The organism is Peribacillus simplex, from assembly GCF_001578185.1.
Taxonomy (GTDB): Bacteria; Bacillota; Bacilli; order Bacillales; family DSM-1321; genus Peribacillus; species Peribacillus simplex_A.
This window is the reverse complement of the sequence record NZ_CP011008.1, coordinates 2,344,673-2,367,422: the sequence shown is the minus strand read 5'-3', so window position 1 is coordinate 2,367,422 and position 22,750 is coordinate 2,344,673. Positions and strand designations below refer to the sequence as shown.

Sequence of the window (22,750 nt, the reverse complement as noted above, 5' to 3'; positions counted from 1 at the left end):
ATATCATTATCACTTTTAAAAAGAATTGTAAAAAAACTCCCGTAGTAAATTTAAAAAACATCCTCTATGTAAATAACCGAGAATTAATGGCTTAATAATGTTTAATTCTAAACCCTTTTTCTATTCATACCTTCTTAAAAACCGTTCGCAAATGTGTACTTTTGCGAACCGGTGATTGATGGCTAGTTTGAACAGCACTAATCGTGGTCTAGACGAAAAAACGGAAATATCGCACGAAGATTCATTTTTGGAAAATAAAACTCCGTAGTTTCTAAGCATAAGATCTTTGGATAACTCATATCTTATGCAACTAATGCATCCGTTAGTTGAAAAGTTTTTGTAGAATAATTTCTCCCACTCATTTAAATAAAGTTTATCAGATTGTTCAATCTCTTTTTATGGATCTAAGCTTTTTATACTTCCATGAAAAGAGTGCAAGAGCTAAGATGCCTACAGCAAACGTACTTAGTACCTTTATACCTGACCTATCCAAGACTTCCGGCATTGCTGAAACCATAAAGTAATGCACCGAAACCAATTGTAAAGTGGTTACATATGGATATGTTTTACACCCCAATTTCTCGCTAAGAGGTTGAAATATACTTTTTAAATTGAGGAATAAAGAATTTTGAATAAAAGGTAAGCATGTAAAAAGAGGATGAAAATTAAAGAAGCTTTCTATTTAATTAGTAAGCCTGCTCTTAATCAATTAGATTATAATATTTATTGGATGAGAAGGGTTTTGAGATTTTTTTACGCATCATTAATAAATTCAAGGAAATACACAAACAAAGAACCCGTTGGAAGAATTCCTTCTTAACGAGTTCTTTTATTTCTTGGCTGTTTTCACATACTTTGTTGCTATTTACCAGGTAGTGAGTTGTGGTTGATTTCCCCTCCAGATGCTCGCTTTCCGCGGGGCGGGCGGTGAGCCTCCTCGGCGTAAACGCCTGTGGGGTCTCGCACTTCCGCTCCAATCAACCTTAAATAGTTTCGTTTTAAAAACAACAATCTTTACGAAAAGAACCTATTTCTTTATATAAACTCTGTTTACATAAAATCAACTATCAGAAGTACGCCAAAGAGCCAAATCCTTATGTATTTAAAGGTTTGGCTCTTGTCTGTTTTTTATCGATTATGCATGATTTTACACATCGTAGATAAATCAACATTTTTGGCTTCTTAAGAAAACTGGCACCATTAGATTGGAAACCACATGGACATGGTGGTTTCCAAATCCGCCTAGATTATGGTAACATCATCATATTTTTGATTCCAAATAAGAAAATGAAACTAAGTCAACGCTGCAACCTCCACCTTGAACTACAATTCTTTCAGAATGAGTGTTTCTCTAAAATATCTTTGGCAGATTGAATTTTTTCAAGAAAATTTCTTTTCCAAAAATATTTTCTTTCACCTGGAAATCTGAGTTACGCTCCCTTCAAACTCATTTACGAGACTTTTGGCTATCTTTTCCACTGCTGGGGAGAAGACGATCTCCTCGTGCGGCCCTGGAACCGAATGTTTATTCACTTTCCCCTGTAATAACGGCTTCCAATCCGTGAACAACTCTCTGCCTTCTTCAGCACTGAAGTAGATGACCTCCCCAAAATATGGCGTTAAAATATGTTCTGCCATTAAATTTAGACACTTCCTGTGAGCATCGGTAATCTGCTTTAGACTCGTAAGATCCGCATCGGGCCGGAGCACTCCTTCCGCGATCAACTGATCAACAAGCATGCCCTGTTGATGGACGAGCTCTTCTTCCTGCTCCACTAGCTCTAAATGGCTGAAATGCTCCAATATATAAGATAGCATTTCATCCTCTGCCTTGTAATCCTGTTCTGAAGGCACCTTGGTATCCATGAGTACCAACACCTCAACTTCTTCTCCCTGGTTCCGTAGCATAGTTGCGATTTCATAGGCGATGGCACCGCCCAGAGACCATCCTCCCAGACGATACGGCCCCACTGGCTGAGCGCGCTTCATTTCCTCGATGTAGAGTTGAACTACTTCCGATAAAGTCAACCCATTCATTCCTTCTTTCTCTACGAGAGGATTCTGTAGACCATAAAATGAGCAGTGATCCTTGAGTAACCTTGCTAGCTGAATGTAACAGAATACATTACCCATAAACGGATGAACACAGAAGAAAGGTCTTTTCTCTGATTCTTGTAGTGGAACCAGAACCGATAACGATTTTGCCATACCATGATTCTCACGGATGAGATAAGCGATCCCTTCCACTGTCGGGTTCTTAATCAGTGCGGACACCTTAATCTCTTTTCCAAATTTCTCTCTGACCTTTGAAATCAATTTGATTACAAGGAGAGAGTGACCCCCTAAATCGAAGAAATCATCGTTTACATGGACATCTTCTATCTGTAGCAAATCCTGCCAGATCGTAATCAGCTGATACTCGATTTCATCCCGTGGGATGATTGGTGTAGAAAAGGTACTTTCTCTTTGAATCGTTAAGCTGTTCAGTGCCTTTCGATCAACCTTCCCATTTGTTGTAAGCGGAACCGCGTCTACCTCAATAAAGTGTGCAGGAACCATATAATTCGGTACTTGTCTCTTGAGATGCTCACGCCATTCATGCATATTTCCTTCACCCACCACATAGGCAACCAATCTCTGATCTCCTGGTTGGTCCTCTCTTATCAAGACTACTGCCTCTTTCACCGATGGATGACATTCTAAATTCGCTTCAATCTCTCCAAGCTCAATCCGGAATCCTCGAATTTTCACTTGATTATCGATTCTTCCCAGATAATCCAAATGGCCATCAGCTAAATAGCGGACTAGATCTCCCGTCCGGTATAACCGTTCCCCATCATTAAATGGATGAGGAATAAAACGTTCGGACGTTAACTCTGGACGATTCAAGTATCCTCTCGCCAGGCCTGCTCCACCGATATAAAGTTCACCCGTTACACCAACTGGAACAGGTAACCAATTCCCATCCAATACATAGGCTTGAACGTTCGGCAACGGACGCCCAATGGTAACCCGCTTACTATCTTTTTTGATACGATAGCATGTCGCATCGACAGTACATTCCGTAGGACCATACACGTTATAAAAATGGACCTTGTCAGCCTCTACTAATTGTTCCCACAGTGATGGCATAATCGCTTCTCCACCAACCAGTACCTTGCTTGGAACATGAACACCATCGTTTGTTTCTAACGCCCCCTCATCTATGATTAATTGGAGTAGTGAAGGAGTTATATCGAACATTTCCAACTTATTCTCCCGAATATAAGATACAAACTGTTGAGGATCACTGCGAACTTCGTTCGGAATAATATACAAACTAGAACCATACAAAAGCATTTGTAATTGTTTAACGGATGAATCAAAGGCGATTGAGGCATTCAGACCAACGCGCATGTTAACAGGTGTCTCATGCGAAAAAACCTCTTTCTGTAAACCATAGGATAGATTTAATACCGAATGATGCTGCACCAAAACCCCTTTTGGATTCCCGGTCGAACCTGAAGTGTAGATCACATACGCCAAGTTTTCTCCTGTCACTTTACATATTGGTGAAAGGGTGTTTTCTTGCGAAATCATTGCTTGATCCCGGTCCAAATAAACTGTTTCAACTTCTTCAGGTATCCAACCTTGTGATACTTCATTCGTAACCAATATTTGAATCCCTGTGTCCTCCAGAATATATCGCAGGTGACTTTCTGGATACGCTGGATCCAATGGAACATAAGCTGCCCCGGCTTTCCAGATTCCCATGAGACCGACAATCATCTCAACTGAACGTTGGAAACAAAGCCCGACCAATGATTCGGTCCCAACCCCACATTTATGGAGATAATGGGCCAATTGGTTTGCTTTTTCATTCAGCTCCCGATACGTCAACTGCTGATTTTCATCCACTACAGCCACCGTGTCAGGTGTACGATCCACTTGATCTTCAAACAGTTTGTGGATCACACTCTCACGTGGATATGCTGCGGCATTATCATTCCATTCTTCCAGTAGTTGTTTCTTTTCTATTTCCGTAACATACACCAGCTCCGACAGAGTTTGATCAACGTTCTCGATCATTTGCTTTAACACCTGGCTTAAATGACCCAGCATCCGTTCAATGGTTAGGCCATTAAACTTGCTGCGATCATACTTCAACTTTAACAACAACTGGCTTTCTGGAACAACCGTCAATCCCAATGGATAATGAGTTTGCTCTACTCCTTCCAACTCACCAATTTCTAGATTTCCTGAAGACTCCTCTTTCACTGGGTAGTTTTCAAACACATACAAGCTATGGAACAGCGGGGTTCCTCTAGGAACTTCACTCCATCCTTGAATATCTGTCAATGAAGCATATTCATATTGTCTTCTTTCTATCTCTTCCTCTTGTATCTTCTGCAACCAATCCATTACTTTTATATCATCTAGCAACTTAATTCGCGTCGGTGATGTGGTAATAAAGGGACCTACAATGTTTTCAACATCAATAATCTCCGTAGGGCGTCCCGAGCTAGTTACACCATAGACAATGTCATCTTCTCCACTATACCGGCTCATGAGATACGCCCACGCACCTTGAATTACCGTGTTCAAAGTGAGCCTCTTTCGCTTCGCCCAGTTTTGTAGCGCTTGGGTTTGCTCTTCTGATAAATAAGTTACCTTCTCCGTGTAACCTTTTTCTTGCTCCTTACTTTCTAAGCCAAGCAGGGTTGGCGCTGTAAAGCCTTTGAGTTTCTCTCTCCAGAATTGTTCCGCTTGTTCCAGATCCTGCACTTTCAGCCATTGAATATATTTCTTGTATAGCGGTGACTTGGGTAAATCCACAGCCTCTCCTTTTATCCTCTTCTGATACACTGTAAGCAATTCGTTAAAGACCAGTGGCAAGCTCCATCCATCCAACAAAATATGGTGATGCGTCCAAACAACCCGATATTCATCCTCCGCTTCTTGAATGACAGTCACCCGCATCAATGGCGCTTCATCAAAAAGAAAGGCCTGTTTTCGATCCGTCGCCAAAAAGGCTTTTCGTTTCTCCTCTTTTTCTTCAGCAGACAGCGCACTCCAATCCACTTCATTCAGCTTAAATGGGATATGTGCATACACCACTTGTAAAGGATTTTCAATCTCATCCCACACAAATGCCGAACGAAAGATCTCATGCCGCTGGATCGTCGATTTCCACGCCTGCTCGAAAGTAAGAATATCCAATTTCCCTTTAAACAGGAAACTTAATTGCACCATATACGGCACGGAATGTTCATCCCCTTGATCATGCAGCGTATGAAAGATCATGCCTTCCTGCAAAGGTGATAGCGGATACAGGTCGATAATCGGATAATTCTTTCCACGATTCATCTTACATAGTACTTTGTTCAAATCTGCTGGGATGAGATTTGCAATCGCAAAATCCGAAACGGTCAGCGTAGATTCTCCACCCGAAGAATGAATCAATCCACTCAGTTGATGGAGCATATTCTCGGCAACACTTTGAATGGTCGACTCCGCAAACTGTCCAACATTGTACACCCAAGTGAAATGAAGTTTTCCATCGGTTACAATCCCGATTACATCGATCAAATGTGATCGCTTGGAACCAGGAGCATGATCTAAGCGCGTAAACCCGGTCTCCGGAGCAAACATTGCATCGTCAGAGAACATTTGGTCAAATTGTCCAAGATAGTTAAAACTAATGGACGGAGTGATTTGAGACTGGAATCGCTCACGCATCGCTGGATTCAAGTACCGCAAAATCCCATAGTCAACGCCCTTATTAGGAATTTGGCGCACTTGTTCTTTGACTGCTTTTAATGCTGCGGTGGGCGTGTTAGCACCTGTAATATTCAAGTGAACAGGATAGATACTTGTAAACCATCCCACGGTTCTCGATAGGTCAACGTCTTCGATGATCTCTTCCCGGCCATGACCCTCCAAATCCACGGTCAGCGTCGTATGACCTGTCCATGCTGCCGTAGCCTGTACCAATGCTGTCAATAGCACTTCATTGATTTGGACACGATGAGTGCTTGAAATCTCTTGCAATAACGCACGGGTCTCTTTCTCATCCAGCACCACGGTAATCTCCTCGGTTCCTGTGTTTGCTGGAACTTCGAGGGTGGTATCCACTGGTAGCATAGCCACCTCTTGTTCGGATTGCTGCTCCCAGTAATCACGCACTCCTTGCACAATCCCAGCTTCAGCGTAATGATGCAATTTCTCCGACCACGCTTTAAAGGATGTACTTTTTGTAGGTAATTGGATCATTTGAGCATGGCTCGCTTGATTATACGCCGTTTGCAGATCCTCCAGTAAAATCCGCCAAGAAACACCATCCACTGCTAAGTGATGAATCACCCAGAATAATCGGCCGGCTCTCTTCTCGCCTTCATCAAAATACACCATTCTCATTAGCGGTCCTGCGTGTAAGTGCAAGCTTGCTTGTGCAGTGTCAATCTCTGCTTGAATTACTTGATGCCATTCTGCTTGTGGCACTTCTTCTAATGAAATCACGGTCAGAGTCGAGTGTTCTTCAATCCCTTCGTTCCGCTGTTTCCAAGCTCCATCCGGAAAACGTTCATATCTTAAACGCAAGGCATCGTGATGGATTAGAAGGGTACGGACAGCTTTCTCCAGTAATACTATATCCAGACGCTCTTTTGTTCTAAAAAACATGGATTGATTCCAATGATGTGGGTTAGGATGATCTTGTGCAAAAAACCATTGCTGGATTGGTGTAAGGATCAGTTCTCCAGTTACGACTCCTTGTTCCGCTTGTACACCCTGCTCTTCTTTGACTACTTGCGCCAACTCGGAAATCGTTTGGTGTTCAAACATTTGCTTTGGTGTCAATTGCAAACCTGCTTGCCTTGCGCGAGAGACAATCTGAATGCTGAGAATCGAGTCTCCACCGATTTCAAAAAAGTTTTCATGAATGCCAATCGGTTTTGTGCCTAACACACGTTCCCATATCATGGTAAGTATTTGTTCACTCTCATTTCTTGGAGCCACGTAGCCTCCTTTTGTCCCTTGATGATCTGGCACAGGCAAAGTTTTCCGATCAATCTTTCCATTTAAGGTCAATGGTAACTCTTCCATCCCGACAAAGTAGGCGGGAACCATATGGCTTGGCAGTTGTGCTTTGAGATACTCGCGCCATTCTTCTTTACGCCCTTCACCCACTACATAGGCTACCAATCTCTTATCTCCTGGCTGATCTTCTCTCACCATCACAACGGCCTCTTTTACCGAGAGATGCTCCTGTAAGGTTGCCTCAATTTCCCCAAGCTCAATCCGAAATCCTCTAATTTTCACTTGGTTATCCAATCTTCCTAGATAATCCAAGTTACCATCAGGAAGGTGCCTCACGAGATCTCCTGTTCGATATAGCCTCTCTCCTTCTTTGAAAGGATGGGGAATAAAACGTTCGGACGTTAACTCTGGACGATTCAAGTATCCTCTCGCTAGACCTGCTCCACCGATATAAAGTTCACCCGTTACACCAACTGGAACAGGTAACCAATTCCCATCCAATACATAGGCTTGAACGTTCGGCAACGGACGCCCAATGGTTACTCGCTTACCATCTTTTTTGATACGATAGCATGTAGCATCGACAGTACATTCCGTAGGACCATACACGTTATAAAAATGGATCTTGTCAGCCTCAACTAATTGTTCCCACAGTGACGGTACAATTGCTTCGCCACCGACCAGTACCTTGCTTGGAACATGAACACCATCGTTTGTTTCTAACAACCCGCCATCTATGAGTAATTGGAGTAATGAAGGAGTCATATCGAACATTTCCAACTTATTCTCCCGAATATAGGATACAAACTGTTGGGGATCACTGCGAACTTCGTCCGGAATAATATACAAACTTGAACCATACAAAAGCATTTGTAATTGCTGAATGGATACATCAAAGGCGATCGAAGCATTTAAACCGACACGCATGTTAACAGGTGTCTCATGCGAAAAAACCTCTTTCTGTAGACCATATGATAGATTTAGTACCGAATGATGTTGCACCAAAACGCCCTTTGGATTCCCGGTCGAACCCGATGTATAGATCACATATGCCAAGTTTTCTCCTGCCACTTCACATATTGGTGAAAGGGTACTTTCTCGCGAGATCATCGCTTGATCTCGATCCAAACAAACTGCTTCGACTTCTTCGGGTATCCACTCTTTTAATGCTTCGTTCGTGACCAATACTTGAATCCCTGTGTCCTGCAGGATATATCGCAGGCGACTTTCTGGGTACAATGGATCCAACGGAACATAGGCTGCCCCAGCTTTCCAGATTCCCATTAGACCGACAATCATCTCAACTGAACGTTGGAAACAAAGCCCTACCAATGATTCGGTCCCAACCCCACATTTTTGGAGATAATGGGCCAATTGGTTTGCTTTTTCATTCAGCTCCCGATACGTCAACTGCTGATTTTCATCCACTACCGCCACCGTGTCAGGTGTAAGATCCACTTGATCTTCAAAAAGTCTGTGGATCACACTCTCACGTGGATACGTTTCAGCATTATCATTCCACTCTTCCAGCAATTGCCTCTCCATCTCCGGTAGCAACGTCAACTTCGCCAGTGATTTATCGGGATGTTCCACGATTTCATTCAACCATTTTTCAAAATGCTCAGCCATACGTCTGATGGTTACAACATCAAATAAGCCAGTATTAAAGACAAAAGAAAGGATCAAACCCTCTTCCTTCTCTATGGCGCTTAAACTCAAATCAAACTTGGCGTTCGAATCCTGAATTTCCATCGCTTCTAAACTTCTTCCATGAAGCTCTGGTAGCTCATGTTTCGTGTTTTGCAACGTAAACATGGTTTGGAAGATTGGAGAATGACTTATACTTCGCTCGGATTGTATGACTTCTACAATCTTTTCAAACGGAACATCTTGGTACTCATACGCCTTCAATGCTTTTGTCCGTACCTGAGACAGCAACTCTTGGAATGTTGGTGCGCCACTCAGATCAGCCCGATAAACCAAAGTGTTGACGAAGAAACCAATCAATCCTTCAATCTCGCGATAATTCCGATTTGCAATCGGGCTTCCGACAAGAATATCTGATTGTCCTGTATAACGAGAGAGAAAGCTTTGATACGATGCAAGTAAGGTCATGAAGAGCGTCGATCCTTCTTGACGACTAAGCTCATTCAATTTGTCGCGTAACGCGCGTGACAGCAACACAGTGTGTGTCGATCCGCTATGGGTTTGCACCGCAGGACGAGGACGATCAATCGGCAACATTAAGACTGGTAACTCGCCAGACAGCTCTTCTTTCCAATATGCAAGCTGCCGATCAAGTACTTCTTCTTTTAACCATTCCCTTTGCCATTGGGCAAAGTCAGCATATTGAATCGGTAATGGTGCGAGTTCTGCTGGTTTGCCGCCAACCGCATCTTCATAGAATGCCATCCATTCTTGGAGCAAGATTTCCATCGACCAGCCATCAGAGATAATATGATGCATCGTACAAAGAAGAATCCATTCTTCTTCAGCGATTTGCACGATTTGCCCACGAATCAACGGACCTTGCACTAAGTCAAATGGTGCTTCGACTTCGTTTTTGATCCATTGTTCCATTTCTCTTTCTCGCTCTTCCGGAGAAAGCGTAGTTAGATCCATTTTAGGAAGGGACCGGAGAGCATACGGTTGTATCTGCTGCACAGGTTGACCATCCACTTCATGGAATACCGTCCGTAAAGATTCATGACGTTCTATCAGCCTATTCCATCCCGTCTCCAATGCTTCGGGTACCCAATTCCCTGTAAGACGGCATACCATCGGCATATTATATAGTGCACTATTGGGCTGAAATTGGTCGATGAACCACAGGCGCTGTTGGGCATAAGAGAGCGGAATGGCTTCTCCCCGTTCCATCGGTATAAGCGGTGGAATCTCTCGTTTTTTGTCTCCTTTACACAATTGGTCCAGTCGCTTCGCCAACGCCTCCACCGTTGAATGCTCAAACAGTTCACGCACTAGCAGTTCGATTTGTAATGCTTCTTTTAACCGGGAGACAACTTGCGTAGCAAGTAGCGAGTGGCCACCAAGTTCGAAGAAGGAAGCCTGCACACCAATATTTTCCATTTCCAGTACTTGACTCCATACCGAAGCGATGAGCTCTTCCATCAGAGTTCTTGGGTATACGGTATTTTCAGTAGATGGTTCATCAGGCATAGGTAATGCTTTCAAATCGAGTTTTCCATTTGGTGTGAGTGGTAAAAATGCCATCTCGACAAAGTGTGCCGGAACCATGTAATTCGGTAAATGTGTTTGCAGATGCTCCCGCCATTCATGAACACTTCCTTCACCAGCTACATAAGCTACCAATCGCTTGTCTCCTGGATGATCCTCTCTCACCAGGACAACAGCTTCCTTCACAGACAAATGCGCCTGCAGCGTTGCTTCAACTTCTCCCAGTTCAATCCGGAAACCGCGAATTTTCACTTGGTCATCCATACGACCATGGAATTGGAGATCACCGCCAGGAAGATAACTTGCTTTGTCCCCGGTGAAATAGAGACGTTCCCCTGACTTGAACGGATGCAGAATGAATTTTTCCTCTGTGAGTTCCGGACGATTGGCATAGCCGCGAGCAAGGCTCTTTCCTCCGATATAGAGATCTCCAATCACACCCACCGGCACCGGCTGAAGGTGTGAATCTAACACGTATACTTCTGTATTCGCAATCGGCCGACCAATAGACGGAGTACCTGTTGACATTCCTACAGGCACGTAACAATCAGTGGCAACGACGGTATTTTCCGATGGACCATACTGATTAATCACCGCAAAAGGGATTTGTTCAGATGGATACTGTGTTAACTGATCCCCTCCCGTAATGATAAAACGGAGATCCGTCTTCTCTGGCCAAGATAATTTCAAGAGTCTTTCGAGTATAGGTGTAGGCGCAAAGCTAGCCGTGATACGTGAATCAATGAGCCAATCTCTTAGAGCCTCTGGATTGATCCGCAACTCTTCTGTTGATAGGTATAGTGCTGCACCTGCAGTGAGATAAGGCCATATCTCCTGGACAGCTGAGTCAAAGGCAATCCCCGCAATCTGAGTCGCACGATCCTGTGCTGTAATTTGGTATACCGCTTGATGCCAAGAAACCATATTCATCAATGACCGATATTCGACCATGACACCCTTTGGCTTTCCTGTGGAGCCAGAGGTGTAGACGATATAAGCTAAATGCTCGGGTTTTACCCGCCGCTTCGGTGCGATCACGCTTTCATCTGTTATTTCTTCTAATCTCACCGTTTCGACCTGTTCGGAAAGGCTTTCTTGCGCTGCTGTCGTCACCACGATTTGGACCCCTGCATCTTCAATCATGTATTGTAACCGTGATTTCGGATACAACGGATCTAGGACGACATAGGCCCCGCCAGCTTTTAATATGCCAAGTAAACTTGCCATGAGCTCAGCCGATCTCGGGAGGTAGACGCCCACAACTGATTCAGGGACAACCCCTTTTCTCTGCAAAACATGTGCCAACTGATTTGCTCGCGCATCCAGTTCACCATAGGTCCACTCTCTCATTTGATCGACCACTGCTATCGCACCGGGACGTCGTGCTACTTGGTCCTCAAATCCGTCGCAAATAAGACCCACTTGGGACATTTCCATTGCGGTGTCATTCCATGTCTCTACTAACAAATCACGCTCAAATTCGGATAGCATACCAAGACTATTCAACGGTTTTTGTGGATGATGAGAAACTTCATTTAGCCATGTCTCAAAATGTCCTGCCATTCGTTCGATGGTTGTAACATCAAATAAATCCTTATTGTATTCAAAAGCGAACAATAATCCTTCTTCCGTCTCTGCTGCCATAACACTTAAATCAAACTTCGCGATCGGACTGTGGCTTTCTATCATTTCGATCCTTCTATCAGCCAACACCGGAAGCTCTTGTTTCATATTTTGTAAGATGAACATCGTCTGGAAGATCGGAGAATGACTTGTACTCCGCTCGGGCTGCACAACTTCCACAACTTTTTCAAATGGAATATCTTGATATTCGTATGCATTCAGTGCCTTTTGACGCACCCGAGACAATATATCCTGGAAGGTCGGTGTACCACTCAGGTCAGCCCGATAGACCAGCGTATTCACGAAGAAGCCGATTAATCCTTCACTCTCTCTGTAATTACGATTCGCAATTGGGCTTCCGACGAGAATATCTTCTTGTCCTGTATAACGGGAGAGGAAGCTTTGATACGCAGCCAATAGGGTCATGAAGAGAGTCGATCCTTCTTGACGACTGATTTCGTTCAGTTTGTCGCGTAATGAACGTGACAACAACACAGTGTGTGTCGATCCGCGATGGGTTTGTACCGCAGGACGAGGGCGATCCATCGGCAGTTGTAGCAAGGGCAGCTCACCAGACAATTCTTCCTGCCAATAGTGGAGTTGCTGTTCAAGTACTTCTTCCTTCAACCATCCCTTTTGCCACTGAGCAAAGTCCGCATATTGGATCGGTAAAGGTTCAAGTTCCGCTTCCTTCTCACCCATTGCTTCCTTATAGAAAGCTATCCATTCTTCAAGGAGGACTCCCATCGACCATCCATCCGAAACGATATGATGCAGGGTGCAGAGGAGGACCCATTCCTCTTCTCCCACTCGCAAGAGGATCGTCCGAATCAGTGGGCCTTCTTCTAGGTCAAATGGCACTTCTGTTTCTTGCTGCAACAAACGCTTAACTTCCGATTCTCGCTCTTCCGGAGAAAGCATAGTTAAATCCATTTGAGAAAGGGACCGAAAAGCATGCGGTTGAATCTGCTGTACAGGATGACCATCCACTTCATGGAACACTGTCCGTAAAGATTCATGACGTTCTATCAGTTGATTCCATCCCTTCTCCAATGCTTCGGGTACCCAATTCCCTGTAAGACGGCAAACCATCGGCATATTATAAAGTGCACTATTGGGCGTGAATTGGTCGATGAACCACAGGCGCTGTTGGGCATAAGAGAGCGGAATGGCATCCCCCCGTTCCATCGGCATAAGCGGTGGAATCTCCCGTTTTTTGTCTCCTTTACGCAACTGATCCAGTCGCTTCGCCAGTGCCTCCACCGTTGAATACTCAAATAGTTCACGCAACGGTAGTTCGATTTGGAAGACTTCTTGTAAACGTGAGACAACTTGGGTAGCGAGTAGCGAGTGGCCACCAAGTTCGAAGAAGGAAGCCTGAACACCAATATTTCCTATGCCTAACACCTGACTCCATACAGACGCGATGAGCTCTTCCCCTGGTGTCCGCGGCAAGACAATATCGGCACTCACGGACTGTCCTTCCAATGCCAGTAAGGCTTTGCGATCGATTTTGCTATTCGGAGTGAGGGGCATCGCTTCCATTTCGACAAAGTATGCCGGGACCATGTAATTCGGTAATTGCGCCTTTAAGTGCTCGCGCCATTCTCCAGTGTTTCCTTCACCCACCACATATGCTACTAACCGCTTGTCTCCTGGATGATCTTCTCTTACCAGCACGACAGCCTCTTTCACAGATGGATGATCATGTAGGACCGCTTCAACCTCTCCCAACTCAATCCGGAAGCCTCTGATTTTCACTTGATTATCTACTCTGCCGATATACTCCAAGTTGCGGTCATTCAGATACCTCACCAGGTCCCCGGTCCGATAGAGTCGTTCCCCTTCCTTAAATGGATGCGGAATAAAACGTTCAGCAGTTAACTCTGGACGATTGAAGTAACCACGTGCCAAGCCAACACCACCAAGGTAAAGTTCCCCAGCCACACCAACAGGTACCACCTGTTGGTTTTGATCCAATACATACAAATCGGTATTATCAATCGGGCGACCAATTGGAATGAGCATCAGTTCTTTTTCTAAATCACAATTATAGTAAGTAACATCTACAGTCGCTTCGGTAGGACCATACAAGTTGCTTAACTTCGTTTGCTGAAAATCATAGAATACACCCTTAAACCGGCGAACCTGTTCGGAATTTAACGCTTCTCCACTAGTGAAAACCTGACACAAAGACGATACGTCCTTTTTCGCTTTGGATTTTTCCATATAATCCAAGAATGCAGATAACATCGACGGAACAAAGTGCATCGTGGTCACACGATATCGCTCAATGCACTCCTCAATCATTGCAGGATCCTTCTCTCCACCCGGCGGAAGTAAACAAACACGCGCTCCTACAAATGACCACCAAAATAATTCCCAGACAGAGACATCAAACGAAAACGGCGTTTTTTGAAGAATCGTATCCTGTTCAGATAATGGATAGTTTTTTTGCATCCACTGTAATCGGTTGATAACCGAGTGGTGTTCGATCATCACTCCCTTCGGATTCCCTGTCGAACCCGAAGTGTAAATGATATACGCCAAGTTTTTTGCTGTCACTCCACTCACTGGCGCCAATCCACTCTCTTTAGAAATCGCTGCTTGATCCCGATCCAAACAAATCGCTTGGATCCCTTCGGGCAACCAACCTTGTAGAGCTTCCTTCGTTAAAAGCACTTGGATCTGTGAGTCCTTTAATATGTATCTCAGGCGATTTTCGGGATAACTCGGATCCAGCGGGACATAAGCCCCGCCGGCTTTGAGAATTCCTAAGAGACCAATCATCATATCGGGTGAACGCTCGAAACATATCCCGACCAATGATTCAGGACCTATATCCCGTTTTTGTAAATAATGGGCCATTTTGTTCGCTTTCTCGTTGAGTTCTTGATACGTCAGCTGTCCACCTTCATATACTACCGCCACCGCTTCAGGTGTACGCGCAACCTGCTGTTCAAACAGTTCGTGAATCATGCTCTCATGTGCATAAACTGCATCCGTGTCATTCCATTCTTCCAAGAGCTGCTTCTGCTCTGTGTCCGATAGCATCGTCAGGTTTGTATATGATTCATCTGGATGATGAACGATTTCGTTCAACCAGTTTTCAAAATGCCCCGCCATACGTGCAATGGTTCTACTGTCAAATAAATCTGTATTGTACTCAAAAGTGACATGTAGGTCTTCCTCCACCTCATACGCGGTTAGACTCAAATCAAATTTCGCGATGGAGATATTACTTTCTATCATTTCCAAACTTCTCCCAGACAGCTCTAATCGTTCTTGTTTTATATTCTGTAGCGTAAACATGGTCTGGAAGATGGGCGAATGGCTAGTGCTCCGTTCAGGTTGTACCGCTTCTACCACTTTTTCAAACGGAATATCTTGATATTCATATGCCTTCAACGCCTTTTTCTTTATCTGAGACAAAATCTCCTGGAACGTAGGAGCCCCATTCAGGTCCGCCCGATAGACTAACGTATTAACAAAGAAGCCGATTAATTCCTCTACTCCTTTATGATTCCGATTCGCAATCGGACTTCCGACGAGAATATCATTTTGCCCCGTATAGCGAGCAAGAAAGCTCTGATACGCGGCCATTAAGGTCATGAATAAGGTGGATCCTTCTCGCTGACTTAAATTCTTCAATGCACTTAGTAGTGTGTGAGGTACAATCACACGACATGTGTCCCCAGCGTACGTTTGCGTAACCGGTCTAGGGCAATCCAACGGCAGTTGTAATATAGGAAGCTCACCGGACAATTCTTCCTGCCAATACGTGAGTTGTCGATCCAACACTTCACCCTGCAACCACTGCTTTTGCCATTTCGCAAAGTCTGCATATTGAATCGATAGCGAATTTAGTCCAGCAGGCTTCCCACTCGTTTCCTCCTCATAGAAGGCAAGCAATTCATTGATCAATATGCCGATGGACCACGCATCAGAAATAATATGGTGCATGGTACATAGCAATAACCATTCATCTTTCCCTAATTGAACTAGTTGATTGCGGATCAAAGGGCCATTCATTAAATCAAATGGCTCCTGCGCTTCTCTTGCAATCAAACTCTCTATCTCTTTTTCCTTTACTTCCAGAGGAAGGTGAGAATAATCCTCTACAGGTAGTTTTCCAGGAAGATATTCCACAATATGTTGTACCGGTTGGTCTCCTACTTCCTTAAAAACGGTGCGTAATGAATCATGACGCTCAATGAGCCGATTTAATCCCTTTTCCAATGCTCCAGGTAGCCAATGCCCTTTCAGACGCCATACTGTCGGAATATTATATAATGAACTGTTTGGGTTAAATCGGTCCATAAACCATAATCGTTGTTGAGCATAGGACAACGGAAGCGTTTCTTTCTCCTTTTTTTGCATCTGCTTCTGAAGCCACTCCCTTTTCTCGGGAGAAAGCGAATCCAGCTTCGCAAGTAAATCACTTCTCATTTTTTTACCCCTTCCTTAACCAAGTTGCTCTCGAATATACCTTGCGCTTCTTCCTCTGATAACTCTTCCAATTGCTTAAGAAGTTCAAGTAACTCTTCATCATTACTCACTGCTGTTTCTTTTTGAATATAGTCTTGAAAACTTACATTCCCCTTACTATCATTCTGTGCTTGTTCATTTCCACTGCATTGCAGCTGATTAACCCGTTCTGCCAATTCCTGCACCGTAGTATACGTAAATAAATCATGCAGTGGTAACTCAATCCCAAAGGCTTCTTTCAGGCTAGTAACAGCTTGTGTAGCGAGTAATGAATGGCCACCAAGTTCAAAAAAGGAATCATGAATCCCGATATTTTCCGTGCCTAAAACTTGATGCCATATCGAAACAATTGCTACTTCCGTAGGTGTACGAGGGGCAACATAACCACCCTCTGCTCCCTTGCGCTCTGGCGCAGGTAAGGCTTTCCGATCGATTTTCCCATTTGGGGTGAGCGGGAAAGCTGTCAATCCGACAAAGTGTGCCGGAACCATGTAATTTGGTAACTTTGTCTTGAGATAATCACGCCAATCATGAGCATTTTCTTCTCCCACTACATAGGCAACCAAACGCTGATCACCCGGATGATCTTCTCGTACCATCACAACAACTTCGTTAACCGATGAATGACTTTGTAACGTCGCTTCAATCTCACCTAGCTCAATCCGGAATCCACGGATCTTCACTTGATGATCGATCCGACCGAGATAATCCAAAGTCCCGTCCGGCAGGTACCTCACAAGGTCCCCCGTCCGATATACTCGCTCCCCTTCTTTAAATGGATGCGGGATAAAACGCTCGTTTGTTAAGTCAGGGCGGTTTAAGTAGCCACGCGCCAAGCCTGATCCCCCAATGTAAAGCTCACCGGCTACACCAATCGGTACCATTTGCTGGTTTGCACTGAGGACATATACTTCTGTGTTAGAAATGGGTCTGCCAATCGGTGGTACCTTGTACTTGACAGCCTTTTCAAGCTTCATATACGTGGAATAAGTAGTATCTTCGGATGGACCGTACAAGTTGTACACCTTTTCAATTGGACTACTCTCATACAAGTGCTCGACTAATGACTGCGGCAACGGTTCTCCAGCCAAATTCATCACCTTTACAGTAGAAGGGATTGTATTTGCTCGAACCAGTTCCTTCGCGGCTGATGGTACAGTGTTGACCAAAGTCACATCCTTCGTAGACAACTTGTCCAGATGAAGAGCACTTTCAGCGACAATCACCTTGCCACCCATCGTCAAAGGAACAAACACTTCAAAAACCGATAGATCAAAGGATAGTGAAGTTGAAGCCAGCACTCCCGCCAATTCCTGTCGGGAATAGGTTTGATGTGCCCAATGGATCATCGTCAACGCACTCCGATGCTCAATCATCACTCCCTTAGGATTGCCAGTTGATCCTGAGGTATAGATGATATAAGCTAGGTTATCGCTTGTCACTCCACTCGTACATGCCGTCGTCACTTCCTGTTCGATCGCCGCTCGATCACGATCGATACAAATCATGTCAACGGATTCCGGTAACGTCATTTTTTGCGGCAACTTTTCCTGTGTCACCAGTACTTCGATATGAGCATCCGCTAAAATATACCGTAATCGACTCTCCGGATATGAAGGATCAATCGGTACATACGCTCCTCCTGATTTCATGATTCCTAAAAGACCGACAATCATCTCGGATGAACGTGTAACGCTGATCCCAACCAATGATTCACATCCCACCCCACGCTTATGGAGATAATGGGCCAACTGATTGGAACGTTCGTCCAGTTCCCGATATGTCAGCTCCTCATCTTCGCACACTACCGCGATTGCTTCTGGCGTTTTCTCCACTTGTTCCTCAAACAATGTATGAATCGTTTCTTCACGTAGGTCGACAACATCTGTGTCATTCCATTCCTCTAGTAACCGCTTATATTCTGCTTTCGGCAGCATATTCAGTTTTGTTAAAGAATCTTTTGGATGAGATACAATTTCAGATAACCAATGTTCAAAATGTCCTGCCATTCGTTCAATGGTTGCAGCATTAAACAAATCGGTATTATATTCAAAAGTTAGCAATAGCCCTTCTTCCGTCTCCGATGCAAACAAACTCAAATCAAATTTGGCAATCGAAGTATGACTTTCCATCATCTCCATGTTTCTTTCAAATAGCTGAGGTAACCCTTGTTTCGTATTCTGTAAGGTAAACATGGTCTGGAAAATCGGCGAATGACTGGTATTCCGTTCAGGTTTTACCGCTTCTACCACTCTCTCAAACGGAATGTCCTGGTACTCGTATGCTTTTAGTGCTTTTATTCGTATCTGCGACAGAAGTTCTTGGAACGTCGGATTTCCACTGAAATCAGCTCGATAAACCAACGTATTTACAAAGAAACCAATTAATCCTTCAATCTCTTTAACATTCCGGTTCGCAATCGGACTTCCAACCAAGATGTCGTCTTGTCCCGTATAACGAGCAAGAAAGCTTTGATACGCCGCCATTAAGGTCATAAAAAAGGTGGTTCCTTCTTGCTGACTTAACTCCTTGAGCTTTTCCCGTAGGAAATACGGCAACATCAGAGTCTGACTTGCACCACGGTGAGTTTGAACAGAAGGTCGAGGACGATCCATCGGTAATTGCAAGACCGGTAACTCACCATGCAATTCTTCCTTCCAATATTGAAGGTGTTCATCAAGATCCTCTTCTTTTTGCCATTCTTTTTGCCACAGGGCAAAGTCCGCATATTGAACAGGTAACTTCTTCAGCTCCACTGGCTTTCCTAGCGCTCCTTCATAAAAAGCCATCCATTCTTCGAGCAAGATTCCCATTGACCATCCATCCGAAATAATATGATGCATCGTACAAAGAAATATCCATTCCTCTTTATCCATTTTCAAAATTCGCGTTCGAATCAAGGGACCTTGTCCCAAATGAAATGGTTCTTCCGCTTCGTTTTGAATGAACCGCTTCATCTCTCTTTCTCTGTCTTCCAGAGAGAGAATTGTTAGATCCATTTGGGGGAGGGGACTGAAGACATGCGACTGAATCTGTTGGATCGGTTGACCCTCTCGCTCTTGAATTACCGTCCGCAATGATTCATGACGTTCAATCAACTGATTCCATCCCGTCTCCAATGCTTCAAGTGACCATTTCCCTGTCAGTCGGCATGCTGCATGAATATTGTACATCGCACTATTTGGCGTTAACTGATCAATGAACCATAGGCGTTCCTGTGCGTAGGAAAGCGGAATGGATTCTTCCCGTGCCATAGGTATAAGTGGCGGAATCTCTCGTTTTTTGTCTCCTTTACACAACTGATCCAGTCGCTTCGCCAATGCCTCCACCGTATCGTACTTGAAAAGTTCGCGTAGCGGGATTTTGATCTGGAATGCTTCTTGTAGACGAGAGACGATTTGGGTAGCAAGCAGTGAGTGCCCACCCCGTTCAAAGAAAGAGTCCTGACTGCCGATATTTTCTATTCCTAACACTTGACTCCAAACCGCTGCGATGAGCTCTTCCGATGGCGTTCGCGGCAGGACGTTAAAGGCTCCCATAGGCTGTCCCTCCGGTTCTGGTAAGGCTTTTCGGTCAATTTTCCCATTCGGGGTAAGCGGGAAATAATCCAACTCTACAAGGTGTGCTGGAACCATGTGATTCGGTAATTGGTTTTGGAGATACTCTCGCCACTTTTGGATATTTCCATCGCTTATCACATACGCTACCAAGCGCTGATCGCCTGGGCGATCTTCTCGAACGATCACGACAGCCTCTTTGATAGACGTATGCCTTTCTAAAGTCGCTTCAATTTCTCCAAGCTCAATCCGAAAGCCGCGCACTTTCACTTGATGGTCCATTCTTCCTATGAATTTTAAATTTCCATCAGTTAGATATCTTACTAGATCCCCGGTTCGATATAGCCGTTCTCCTAATTGAAACGGATGCGGAACGAATCGTTCAGCAGTTAGATCAGGTCGGTTTAAGTAACCACGTGCTAAGCCTGCACCACCAATATACAACTCACCCTCAATCCCTACCGATTGCAAGCGCTGGTTCTGATCGAATACATAAAGCTGGATATTTTGAATCGGATTGCCAATGGAAACAAATTCTTTATTGGATTGACAGTCATATGCATTCACATAAATGGTTGCTTCTGTTGGTCCATAAAAGTTGGTCAATTTAACTTGTCCGCTTTCATCCCAGTACTGTTGAAATCGTCTAACCAACCCCGGACTAAGCTCTTCCCCACCAGAAAACACATGACGCACGGATGAACATTTCCGTTTCAGCTCAATCTGATTGAAGTGATCTATGAAAACAGAAAGCATCGAGGGAACAAATTGGACAATCGTAACCCGATGCTTCTCTATCACTTCAGCTATTATAGAAGGATCTTTCTCACCGCCCGGGGGAAGGAAGGATACACATGCTCCTACACTAATTCCCCAAAATAACTCCCACACAGATACGTCGAATGAGATCGGTGTTTTCTGCAAAACCACATCTTTTTCAGATAGTGGATATTGATGTTGCATCCATTCAAGGTAATTGATCACCGAATGATGCTCGATCATCACTCCCTTTGGTTTTCCTGTAGATCCGGAAGTATACATGACGTATGCTAAATTTTTTCCTGTTACACTGCTTGTACATGCTGTCGGTTCTTCTTGTTCAATCGCAATGCGATCTTGATCCATACAAATTATTTCGATTTGTTCGGATATACCTATTTTTTCTAACCTTTCTTGCGTCACTAGCACTTCGATTCTTGCATCTTCTAATATATAGCGTAGCCGCTTCTCGGGATACGTAGGATCAAGCGGAACATAAGCTCCTCCTGACTTTAGAATTCCTAGCAACCCTATCATCATTTCCGGGGATCGTTCCATATAAACGCCAACTAAAGACTCTGGACCCACACCTTGCTTCTGTAAATAGTGAGCCAGCTGATTAGCACGCTCATTCAGCTCTTTATAGGTAAGTTGCTCATTTTCATACATAACCGCGATCGCTTCTGGCCTTTTCTCCACTTGCTGCTCAAATAACGCATGAATCATGCTTTCACATGAATAATCTACTTGGGTATCATTCCATTTCTCTAGCAGTTGTGTCCGCTCTTCCATTGTTAAATGGGTAATTTCGGATAGCTTTGGGTCTGAGCTTTTCGTCATCTGGATCAATGTTTGCGATAGATGGCCCTGAATCCGCTGAATGGTCTCTTCATCAAAATGATGCCGGTCATACATCAACTTCAAAGTGAGTTGCTTATCTGGCATTGCAATGAGCGTCAAAGGATAATTTGTTTGTTCAGCACTTTGGACCTCAAGTACACTTAAATCAGACTTGCGCTCTCCTTGTATCGGGTAATTTTCGAACACATACAAGGTACGAAATAAATCACTACCCCTTGGAACTTCACTCCAACCTTGAATATCGACCAACGAATTATACTCGTATTGTCTCCGTTCCAGTTCTTTCATCTGTATCTTACGGAGCCAGTCCACTAATGAATGATCATCCGTTACCCGAATTCGGGTAGGCAATGTGTTTATAAATAGACCAACCATTTTCTCTGCTCCTACCAATTCAGCAGGACGTCCAGAGCTAGTCACACCAAATACGATGTCGCTTTCGCCGCTATAGCGGCTCATCAAGTAAGCCCAGGCTCCTTGTACTAACGTATTTAATGTTAGCTGACTATTTCGCACCCACTCTTTTAAAGTCTCAGTCAGTTCCTCAGATAGCCGATAAACGCTCTCTCCATAACCCTTCTCCTGCCCCTGGTCATTTCTTTCCATCATTAATGGCGTAGGTGCATGAAATCCTTTTAATTCTTCTGTCCAAAATTTCTCAGCTTTACTTCGATCTTGTTTATTAATCCATTGGATATATTTTTTATAGGGAAGAGACTTGGGAAGGTCGAATGCTTCTCCCTTTATCATCTTGAAATAAACTTCCATCACTTCACTGAAGACCAGGGACACACTCCATCCATCCAACAAAATATGATGATGTGTCCAAATGATTCTCGTTTCTTCTTCTGCTTCTTTGATCGCAGTGATTCTCATCAACGGTGCTTCGTCTAACGAAAACCCTTGCCTCCGATCAGCATTCAAAAACTGTTGTAATTTCTTTTCCCTCTCTCCACATGGAAGAGCGCTCCAATCTTCTCGACGAATGGTAAAAGGAAGACGTTGATAAACAGCTTGCAATGGCTTTTCTACTTCCTCCCACACAAAAACAGAACGTAGGATCTCATGTCGGTGAATGATGTATTCCCAAGCCTTTTCGAAAGCAGCAACATCCAATCGACCGCCAAGTATGAAATCTACCTGTACAATGTAGGAAAAAGAATGATCATCGTCTTGATCATATAAAGTATGAAACAGTATCCCTTTTTGCAAGGGTGATAATCCGTATATATCGATAATGTCGCTCATCG

At 44.1% G+C, this 22,750-nt stretch carries 2 protein-coding genes; both read right to left on the bottom strand.

Annotation, left to right across the window (positions count from 1 at the left end; genetic code table 11):
* Positions 1–1,413 precede the first annotated feature (1,413 nt).
* Positions 1,414–16,284, bottom strand: coding sequence for a non-ribosomal peptide synthetase (locus UP17_RS11005; RefSeq protein WP_061463047.1), 14,871 nt, complete (start codon positions 16,282–16,284; stop codon positions 1,414–1,416).
* Positions 16,281–22,748, bottom strand: coding sequence for a non-ribosomal peptide synthetase (locus UP17_RS11000; protein WP_061463046.1), 6,468 nt, complete (start codon positions 22,746–22,748; stop codon positions 16,281–16,283). The genes UP17_RS11005 and UP17_RS11000 overlap by 4 nt, the downstream gene beginning before the upstream one ends.
* Positions 22,749–22,750: the final 2 nt, after the last annotated feature.